The 9,713-nt window shown below is 60.6% G+C and carries 10 protein-coding genes; 4 read left to right on the forward strand and 6 right to left on the reverse strand.

Annotated elements, in window-relative coordinates:
* Window positions 1-100: 100 nt before the first annotated feature.
* Both EGJ86_RS13685 and EGJ86_RS13690 read left to right on the forward strand, forming a co-directional pair.
* Window positions 101-526 (forward strand): CBS domain-containing protein, encoded by a 426-nt coding sequence (locus tag EGJ86_RS13685; RefSeq protein WP_099525716.1) that lies wholly within the window; start codon window positions 101-103, stop codon window positions 524-526.
* Window positions 527-537: 11 nt separating this feature from the next.
* Window positions 538-717, forward strand: a complete 180-nt coding sequence (locus tag EGJ86_RS13690) for a hypothetical protein (RefSeq protein ID WP_099525715.1) — start codon at window positions 538-540, stop codon at window positions 715-717.
* 41 nt (window positions 718-758) lie between these two features.
* On the opposite strand, the gene EGJ86_RS13695 is transcribed toward EGJ86_RS13690, so the two are convergent.
* A complete protein-coding gene (locus EGJ86_RS13695) occupies window positions 759-2,636 on the reverse strand; it encodes a methyl-accepting chemotaxis protein (RefSeq protein WP_125835460.1) in 1,878 nt (625 codons plus the stop codon).
* A 156-nt stretch (window positions 2,637-2,792) separates the two neighbouring features.
* Here EGJ86_RS13695 and EGJ86_RS13700 point away from each other — a divergent pair, with 156 nt between their 5' ends.
* Window positions 2,793-4,277, forward strand: a complete 1,485-nt coding sequence (locus EGJ86_RS13700; RefSeq protein ID WP_125835461.1) for a helicase HerA-like domain-containing protein — start codon at window positions 2,793-2,795, stop codon at window positions 4,275-4,277.
* A gap of 48 nt (window positions 4,278-4,325) precedes the next feature.
* Here EGJ86_RS13700 and EGJ86_RS13705 read toward each other — a convergent pair whose 3' ends face one another.
* Window positions 4,326-4,544, reverse strand: coding sequence for a hypothetical protein (locus EGJ86_RS13705; RefSeq protein ID WP_099525712.1), 219 nt, complete (start codon window positions 4,542-4,544; stop codon window positions 4,326-4,328).
* Between the two features lie 244 nt (window positions 4,545-4,788).
* Window positions 4,789-5,664, reverse strand: coding sequence for an aldose 1-epimerase (locus EGJ86_RS13710; RefSeq protein ID WP_125835462.1), 876 nt, complete (start codon window positions 5,662-5,664; stop codon window positions 4,789-4,791).
* Between the two features lie 107 nt (window positions 5,665-5,771).
* Between EGJ86_RS13710 and EGJ86_RS13715 the strand changes: the two genes are divergently transcribed.
* On the forward strand, window positions 5,772-6,527 hold the full coding sequence (locus EGJ86_RS13715; RefSeq protein ID WP_099525710.1) for a FadR/GntR family transcriptional regulator: 756 nt from the start codon (window positions 5,772-5,774) through the stop codon (window positions 6,525-6,527).
* Window positions 6,528-6,607: 80 nt separating this feature from the next.
* On the opposite strand, the gene EGJ86_RS13720 is transcribed toward EGJ86_RS13715, so the two are convergent.
* From EGJ86_RS13720 to EGJ86_RS13730, 3 genes are all read right to left on the reverse strand, one after another.
* Window positions 6,608-7,513, reverse strand: a complete 906-nt coding sequence (locus tag EGJ86_RS13720) for a DMT family transporter (RefSeq protein WP_125835463.1) — start codon at window positions 7,511-7,513, stop codon at window positions 6,608-6,610.
* 247 nt (window positions 7,514-7,760) lie between these two features.
* Window positions 7,761-9,041 carry a TRAP transporter large permease gene (locus EGJ86_RS13725; RefSeq protein WP_099525708.1) on the reverse strand — a complete coding sequence of 427 codons (1,281 nt, stop codon included), beginning with the start codon at window positions 9,039-9,041 and terminating at the stop codon, window positions 7,761-7,763.
* Window positions 9,042-9,569, reverse strand: a complete 528-nt coding sequence (locus EGJ86_RS13730) for a TRAP transporter small permease (RefSeq protein ID WP_125835464.1) — start codon at window positions 9,567-9,569, stop codon at window positions 9,042-9,044.
* Between the last annotated feature and the right edge of the window lie 144 nt (window positions 9,570-9,713).

Genomic DNA, 9,713 nt, shown 5'->3' on the forward strand with positions numbered 1-9,713 from the left:
GCTTTACGATCAGTTACGAAGACAGGCTGCCGCAGCAGTAACCCAAGCCCCGGTTACACAAAATTCTGCACACCCTCATGCTCGTCAGAGGAGAACGCCCATGCTCAAGTCCATCAAGGTGCGCGACTACATGACTCGCCATCTGGTGACCTTCAGGTCGGATACCGATCTGTTCACCGCCATCAATCGATTGCTGGAACACCGTATTTCTGGTGCTCCGGTGGTCGATTCCCAGGGCCACCTGATTGGCTTGCTGTCGGAGGGCGACTGCTTGCGTGGCATTCTATCCGGTGCCTACTACGAAGCCGTTGGCGGTACCGTCAGCACCTACATGACCACCGAGGTCGAGACGGTGAGCCCAGAGGCGGACATCATCGAGCTGTCGGAGCGCTTTCTGCGTGGTCGGCGTCGGCGCATGCCGGTGATCGAGAGCGGTCGTCTGATCGGTCAGATCAGTCGTCATGACGTGCTTCGTGCCGTCAAGGAGTTCGCCCAACATGAGCAGGGTGAACTGAGCGTCGGTTGAGGAGAGGTGCAATGAGCGATCCGCTGGACAAGGCGACCTCCAAGGCGCCCCCGACACTGGGGGAAGGCTGCGTGCGGCGTTACGACCCTGATGCATTGAGCGAAGAGGATGGTACCGAGTTCGCCGATGCGGCCGAGCTGTGGCGCCAGTTGCAGGAACAGACCCAGGACAAACCTGAGCACGAGCGATAAACAAGAAGGGCGCCGCGGCGCCCTTCTTTTTGTCGACAGTTTCAGATGCGGAAACTGTCGACCAAGTGCTTGAGGCGCACGGCTTGTTGCTCAAGGTCGCCGCAGGCACGCAGGGTGGCCTGCAGGTTCTCCACACCTTCCTGGTTGAGGGTGTTGATCTCGATGATGTCCATGTTCAGTGACTCGATCACCGAGGTCTGTTCCTCGGTGGCAGTGGCCACCGACTGGTTCATCCCATCGATCTCGCCGATGCGGGCGGTCACCGTGCCCAATCGTTCGCCGGCCTGATTGGCGATGTCCACGCTTTCTTCGCTGTAGCGTTGGCTTTCGGTCATGGTGGTGACCGATTCTCGTGATCCGACCTGCAGTTCCTCGATCATCTTCTCGATTTCCTGCGCCGATTCCTGAGTGCGGTGTGCCAGGTTGCGCACCTCGTCGGCCACCACGGCAAAACCGCGCCCCGCTTCGCCGGCACGAGCCGCCTCGATGGCGGCGTTGAGTGCGAGCAGGTTGGTCTGCTGGGAGATGCTCTTGATCACTTCGAGAATCTGGCCGATGTCCACGGTCTTGCTGTTGAGCATCTCGATCTTGGCGCAGGCGTCGCTGATCTTGTTCGATAGCTCGCTCATCGAACGGATCGCCTGCTGCACCACCTTGCCACCGTCTTCTGCCTGATGACGGGCATCCGATGCCTGATTCGAGGCATCGGCGGCGTTGCGCGCGATTTCCTGTGCAGCCGCGCCGAGCTGGTTGATCGCCGCAGCCACGCTGTTGGTGCGGCTGGCCTGTTCGTCGGAGTTGGCCATCGAAGAGTTGGAGGCATTGACCACCAGCTTGGCCACTTCATTGACCTGTATGGTGGCCGATGACACTTCACGGATGGAGCTGTGGATGCGCTCGACGAAGCGATTGAAGGAGCTGGCGAGGGCGCCGAATTCGTCGTTGGACTGAATCGCCAGGCGCTTGGTCAGGTCACCTTCACCCTGAGCAATGTCTTCCATGGCTTTGCCCATGGTGTTCAACGGTTGCATCAACACGCGGATCAGCAGGCCGAGCAGGACAATGATCAGCACCACGGCAATCACCGTGACGATGATGGCCGAGGCGCGGAATTCACTGAGCATGGAATAGGCCTTGGCCTTGTCGACCGACAAGCCGATGTGCCAGTTGACCGAAGGCAGGCCCTTGACCGGCGTGAAGTTCAGGATGCGGGTGTTGCCATCGAGCTGAGCCTCGCTGAACTCGTTGCTGATGCGTGGTGTGTTCTGCGGGTAGATGTCCTTGAGATTTTTCATTACCAGGCTCTTGTCCGGGTGGACCAGAACCTTGCCATCGGCGCTGACTAGAAATGCATAACCGATCCCGTCGAAGTCCAGCGCGTTGATGATGTTGACCAGGGTTTGCAGGCTCAGGTCACCGCCTACCACGCCAGCCGGCCTGGCCGGGGTCGCGATGGTGATGATCAGCTCGCCGGTAGCTGCATCGACGTAAGGCTCGGTAAGGGTGGTGCCGCCGGCGGCCAGGGCGTCCTTGTACCAGGGGCGGGTGCGAGGGTCGTAGTCGGCGGGCATCTGCTCGTCCGGGCGCATGGTGAAACCACCGCTTTCGGTGCCCAGATAGGTAAAAGCGAAGGAAGAGGTCAGCGCCTTCTGCTCCAGCAGTTTGACCACGCGATCCGGCTCGCTATCGTGGCTGATCGACTGCGCAGCGCTTTCCACCAGCAGGATGCGTCCGGACAGCCAGTTCTGGATATTGCTGGCGGTCACATTGCCCATTTCACGCAGATAACTTTCCAGGTCGTCGCGGATGGCGTTGCGTTGCAGGTAATCGTTGTAAAGGGTGAACAGCGAGAAGGCGGCAATCACCACCAGTGAGGCTGCGAGCAGAATCTTGTGGCTGAACTGCAGGTTTTTGCTCATGTTGTCTTGCGTCCGGATGGCTCTGGAACCAGTCTTATATTCCACGGCGCGCTTGCAAGGGAGCTTCGTGGGCTGTTGCGGCAGAGAGAGTGGGTATTTGCTCTACCGTTTTTGTCGGTATATCTGCAGTAAAGCTTTAACCCGAGGGATGGCAAGATGCCTTTGAATTCACAGTTCGTATTGGGTGCTGGCAGTGATGGTCAGGCGGTTGGTCAGCCTTTGCGCCTGGCCAACCGTCACGGCCTTATTGCGGGTGCTACCGGCACCGGCAAGACGGTAACCCTGCAACGGTTGATCGAGACGTTCAGCGACGCCGGGGTGGCGGTGTTCGCCGCTGACGTCAAAGGGGATCTGTGTGGTCTGGGCGCTGCTGGTGCGCCGCAAGGCAAGGTCGCCGAGCGTATCGCCAGCATGCCCTGGCTGAATCATCAACCACAGGCCTACCCGGTGACGCTGTGGGATGTGCATGGCCAGAGTGGCCACCCACTGCGTACCACTCTCAGCGAGATGGGGCCTTTGCTGCTTGGCGCCTTGCTCGAGCTGACCGACAGCCAGCAGGCGGCGCTCTACGCGGCGTTCAAGGTGGCTGACCGCGAAGGTCTATTGCTGCTCGACCTGAAAGACCTGAAAGCGCTGCTCGGCTACCTCAAGGACAGTCCGCAGGTGTTGGGCGAGGACAGCGCGCTGTTCACCAGTACCTCGGCACAGGCGTTGTTGCGTCGCCTCGCCGGGCTGGAGCAGCAGGGCGCCGAAGCCTTGTTCGGCGAGCCTGTGCTGCAGCTCGAAGATCTGTTGCACCCTGATCGCGACGGCCGCGGTCGTGTGCACCTGCTCGATGCCTCCCGCCTGGTTCATGAGGCGCCCAAGGTTTATGCGACCTTCCTGTTGTGGCTGTTGGCGGAACTGTTCGAGCAACTGCCGGAACGTGGCGACGCCGATAAACCGGTACTGGCGTTGTTCTTCGACGAGGCGCATCTGCTCTTTCAGGGCACCCCAAAGGCCCTGCAGAAGCGTCTGGAACAAGTGGTGCGGCTGATTCGTTCCAAGGGCGTCGGGGTGTATTTCGTCACCCAGTCGCCGAGCGATCTGCCGGACGATGTTCTGGCCCAGCTGGGGTTGCGCATCCAGCACGGCCTGCGTGCCTTCACCGCCAAGGAGCAGAAATCCCTGCGGGCAGTGGCTGACGGTTTTCGCCCGAACCCGGCGTTCAGCACGCTCAGCGTGCTCACCGAGTTGGGGATTGGCGAGGCGTTGGTCGGTACGCTGGAGGAGAAGGGCACGCCGGCCATGGTTCAGCGAGTGGCCATCGCTCCGCCGCAATCGCGCATCGGCCCGCTGAATGAATCCGAGCGTGCGGCGTTGGTGCGTCAGTCACCCTTGGCTGGGCGTTACGACAAACCCATCGACCGCGAGTCGGCTTATGAGCTGCTGAATGCTCGTGCTGCTCAGGCATCCGCTGAGGTGTCCGTGCAATCGAGTACCAAGGGCAAGCCCGCAGCGCAGGAGCAAGGGCTTGGACAGATGGCGGGCGACTTGCTTGGCGGTGCGATGAAGAGCGCCCTGCGGCAAGCGGCCAATCAACTCGGTCGGCAACTGGTGCGGGGTTTGATGGGGTCGCTTATGGGAGGCAAGAAGCGCTGAAGTCACTTGCAGCCGCGTTTCGCGCGGCTGCAATGCGCCTCCGGGGCGTCAGTCGTATTCGCTGGCGGCTTCTTTCTTTTCCAGGCGTTCTTTCTCGATTTTCTCGATTTCTTTATCGAAGGCCTGGTCGAGCAGGCTGGGTTTCTTGCGCCAGGGTTTGCGATCGGGGTCCGGTTGAGCGGCGTAGGTAATGACCTCTCCGCCGTATACATCCTTGTAACGCTGCGCCTGGCGCTCGAGTTCGGCGCGCAGTTCGTCTTTCGTCACTGTTTTTACCTGTAGGTTGTGATCGGCCCACACGACAGCTGAAACGCCAGGTTTCATTGTTGCGCTGAGGGATCAATCTAAAGTGCTTCGCCTTGGTAGGCTGGGAGAAAAATTTGCAAAGTTTCACGCTTTGCATCTTTCTCTTTTCTCTTCAGTTACTTATCTATTTGTAAGTTTTTTTTGAGAAAAGTTGCATGGAGCAACTGGCGGGTATTATCACCAACGCCTTTTGAATGTCCAGTAATCAGCCCACAAGCGCCTGATAATGCAGGCTGAAACTAATCTGGCAGCTTTCCTTCGCTGCCAGTAGCTTTAGCCCAGGCTGCCCCGGTAAATGATGGGCGTTGACCGGATGGGTGACAGGTTCGAAACAGAAGAAATTCTGTGCCTCTGGGCAGAACAATAGAAACACATCGCAGCCCTCTGCCTCGCAGACTAGCTGATAACCGGCGTCTGTTTGAATGATGAGAGCCTTGCCGGGCCAGTGGGTAAAGGCATTATCGACAAGTTGCTGTGGTAACAAGGTGGGCTCGGTGAAGTTCCAGGCCTGCGGTAATTCGACCCACTGACTGGACAGTTTGTCTTCACCGCATAACCAGACGCCGCCTGCTTGCGCTTGCACGCGCGTGTGCGCAGTGCGCGGCAGATAAGGATGCAGGCCGACTCCGTACCAGGTGGGCTGCTCGCCAAGATGGGTGGCTTGTAACGTCAGTCGTAGGCAGCCGTCAGTAAGTTGTATGTGAAAATTGGCGCGATAGGGAAAAGGCGATTGGCTCTGCAGTTGCAGGCTGGCGCTGTCGGACGTCACATCGACTACCTGCCAGGGCTGTTGCCAGGCACTGCCGTGTATCGGCAGTGCTTCGTGTTCGGTGTTGGCGCTTAGTGCTTGCCAGCCGGTAGGCGTGGTGAAGCCGCTCCCGCCGATGCGGTTGGACCAGGGCAGCAGCGGGTAGCAGGCCAGGCGCCGAGGATTGGAGGTGGCCAGCGCCAGATCGTCACTGTGGCGCAACAGCGGCTGACCGTCGCTCAGGCGCACCCAGTTGACCAGGCTTGCACCCAGTTCCGGGGCGAGAGTCAACTGTGTCAGGCTATCGCTCAAGGTCAGCAGAGTCGTTGGCATTTGACGCTCCTAGGGCTTTAATTGTCGGGAATTCATAGTGTCATCGTACAACTGCTAGGCTATCATTACGGCAAAGCCTCAAGTCTTAATTCGAGAACTCGTCCGCCATGGAAATGCAAAACGCTCAACCTCGTGCTCGTCGCAAGCACCGCAGTCTGGCTCAGGAACTGGTAGCCGATCTGTCGCAGCGCATTCGCGATGGGTTGATCAAGCGCGGTGAGAAGTTGCCGACAGAGTCGGCGATCATGGAAGAGCAGGGCGTCAGTCGCACCGTGGTGCGCGAGGCGCTGTCGCGTTTGCAGGCCGCTGGTCTGGTCGAGACTCGTCACGGCATCGGCACCTTCGTGCTGGATACGCCGAGTGCCAGTGGTTTTCGCATTGACCCGGCGACCATAGTCACCTTGCGCGATGTGCTGGCCATTCTTGAGCTGCGTATCAGTCTTGAGGTGGAGTCTGCCGGGATGGCTGCTCAGCGTCGTAATGACGTCCAGCTGAAGGCCATTCGCGAGGCACTGGATGCCATCAACGAGAGTGCGATGCATGCCAGCGATGCAGTTTCCTCGGACTTCCATTTTCATCTGCGCATTGCCGAGGCCACCGGCAACCGCTACTTCACCGATATTCTCAGTCACCTGGGTACTAGCATCATCCCGCGTACCCGGGTCAACTCCGCCAGCTTGGCGCGTGACGATCAGACCCACTACATGGCGCGCCTGGAGCGCGAGCATGAGCAGATCTTCGAAGCCATCGCGCGCCAGGATGCCGAGGCGGCGCGGGCAGCGATGCGCCTGCACCTGACCAACAGCCGCGAGCGTCTGCGTCAGGCGCACGAAGCAGCCGAGGCTGAAGCGCTGCACGGCTGAAACCTGTTGAATGCACTCGGCGGCCTTGGGCCGCCGAGTGCGTTTTAGCGGTAGGGAAAACTGGACGCGCATGCCGCTCTCTAGCGGCGATAGGCCAGGGCGACGATGCCGCCGACCACGATCAGACCACCGACGACCTGCAATGCCCCCAGTACCTGACCCAGAACCAGCCAACCCAGGATCATGCCGGCCACCGGCTCCATGTTCATCACCGGTGCATTGCGCGCGATGTTCAGGCGCGGCATGCAGATGAACAGGGTGGAGAAGGCCGCGCCGTAGAGCAGAACCAGGCAGGCCAGTGCGATCCAGCCAGCGCTGGCGTTGGGCATACCAAGACCGCCCGGAATCAGGCCGCTGCTACCCAGCAGGGTCGAGGCGCTGAACACCACGGCCAAGGTCAGCATGCTGCGCACCGAGCCGGCGATTTTCGACAGGCGATTTTCGGTGACCCATAGCGCCACGGCGAACACGGCGGCAGCGGTCAGACTGAACAGGATGCCGGCGACCCACTCACCATCCGGTGCATCGGCGCTGGTCAGGCGACCCGGAATATCGAGCACCAGCACCAGGCCGAAGAGAATCACGCCCATGATGGCCAGCGCCTGGCGGGTTGGCGCCGCACCGCCGAGCGCCCAGGTGAGCAAAGCCAGCAGGATCGGCGAAAGGTTGACCACCAGCAGTGCCAGCGCCACTGGAATACGCGCTACCGCCGAGTAGATGCAGAAGCTCTGGATGGCGATCAGCAGGCCCAGCAGGATTTGCCAGCCCCAGGTAGCGCGACCCAGTTTCAGCGATTCACGTCGCCACAGTACCAAGGCGGCCAGCGCGACCAGCGTCACGCCGGCACGCGCGAGCATGGCCAGCAGCAGTCCGGTGTCGTGGTCGAAGGCGATCCGCGCAGCGATGTGGTTGCCCGCGAACGAGCAAGCCAGTGTGGCGAGGATCAGGACGGCGATGTGACGCGGAAACGGGGTGGAACCTTGCATGACGAAAGTCCTATTGGTCATGGCCTTTTCAGAGCCTATCCAAAGTCTGCTGCGCGTCGGCCATGCTGCGTTGAAACCAGGCTCAGAATGCTCATTTACAGCGCGTAAAGTCGAGCGCGACTCCGACCGTTCTTTGCCTGGTTTCGCCTTGCATGGCTCTAGCTCGCGAGACGTTGAAAAGACTCTTGGCCCTGAAGCAAAACGCCGCCCGATTGGGCGGCGTTGTCGTTCAATGCCCGGGTTGCTGTCAGAGCACGACGCTCGGCAGCCACAGGGAGATAGCCGGGACGTAGGTCACCAACATCAGCACCATGAACAGTGCCACGTAGAACGGCAGCAGTGCCTTCACGGTGTTTTCGATGGTGACCTTGCCGATTGCGGCGCCGACGAAGAGCACAGCCCCTACCGGTGGCGTGATCAGGCCGATACCCAGGTTGACCAGCATGATCATGCCGAAGTGTACCGGGTCTACACCGAAAGAGGTGACGACAGGCAGCAGAATCGGGGTAAGGATCAGGATCAGCGGCGCCATGTCCATCAGCGTGCCCAGCACCAGCAACATGAAATTCACGCACATCAGGATCACGTAGCGGTTGTCCGAGAAGGCCAGGAACGCAGTGGTGATCTTCGACGGAATCTGCATCAGGGTCATGATGTAGCCGAACGCAGCGGCGAAGGCGATGAGGATCATCACGATCGACAGTGTCCGTACGGTGCGGTGCAGCATCTTCGGCAGTTCACGCCACTTGTAGTCGCGGTAGATGAACATGGTCACGAAGAAGGCCCAGATCACGGCCACGGCAGCGGACTCGGTGGCGGTGAAGATGCCGGAGAGAATGCCGCCGAGGATGATGAACATGGTCATCAGGCCCCACAGCGCTTCCACGCAGATCTTGATCGCCTGGCGCAGCGGAATGACTTCGCCTTTCGGGTAGTTACGTTTCTTCGCGAACCACAGGCAAAGCGTGGCCAGGGTTGCACTCATCAACAGACCCGGGCCGATACCGGCCACGAACAGTGCGGCGATGGACACCGTGCCGCCAGCGGCCAGTGAATAGATCACCGAGTTGTGGCTGGGCGGAGTGAGCAGCGCTTGCACCGAACCGGACACGGTGACCGCAGTGGAAAACTCGCGCGGGTAGCCTTTCTTTTCCATTTCCGGGATCAGCACCGAACCGACCGAGGCGGTATCGGCCAGGGACGAGCCGGAGATGGCACCGAAGAAGGTCGAGGCGGTGATGTTGACCAGCGACAGGCCGCCACGGACAAAACCGACCAGCACCCCGGCGAACGCCACCAGGCGGCGAGCCATGCCACCTTCGGCCATGATCGCGCCGGCCAGGACGAAGAACGGAATGGCCAGCAGGGAGAATTTGTTCACGCCGCCGGAGATCTGGATCATCACGGCATGCAGGGGAATATCGATCCACCAGGCGCCGATCAGCGCGGAAACGCCGAGCGAATAAGCAACCGGAACGCGCAGGAGGATAAGGACAATAAAACTGCCCAGGAGAATGGCGGCATCCATTTACACTGCCTCCTTGGAATCTTCAGTGTGTTCGAAGTCGACGGCACGGCGCTTGTGTTGATCGCCGTACAGCAGTTGTTCGATGACGAACAGGAGGGTGATGAAACCGCCCAGCGGAATGGGCATGTAGCTGATGCCGACGCGTACCGAAGGCAGTGTGCTGAGGTACTGGTTCCAGGTCGCTGCGCAGAGCTTGTAACCCCAGATCAGCATGAACAGCGCGATGCCGCCCATGACCAGGCGCACGAACAGCGTGATCAGCGGCTCCAGTTTTTGAGGCAGGCGATCGGTCAGTGAGGTCACGGCCATGTGGGCACTCGCGCGGTAGCCGGCAGCGGCACCGACGAAGGTGAACAGCACCATCAATAGCACTGAAATGGGCTCGGGCCAGCCCAGCCCTTGACCCAGCACATAACGGCTGAAGACGCCCCAGGGGATGATCGTGGCCATGATCACGATCGCCAGGCCGGCGGTCGCGATACAGGCACGGTAGATGGCGTCATTGACGCCCAGAACCAGGTTTTTCATGAGACTTCACCGGTTGCGCGGCGCCGGCGGGGGGGCGGCGGCGGGGGGGGGGGGGGGGGGTTAAGGGACGGCGGGGGGGGGGGGATGACGGGGGGGGACAGGGGGCCCGGGGTGACAGCGCGCGGGGGGGGGGGGGGGGTCGAG

Origin of the sequence: Pseudomonas sp. o96-267, assembly GCF_003935465.1 — a bacterium.
GTDB lineage: Bacteria > Pseudomonadota > Gammaproteobacteria > Pseudomonadales > Pseudomonadaceae > Aquipseudomonas > Aquipseudomonas sediminis.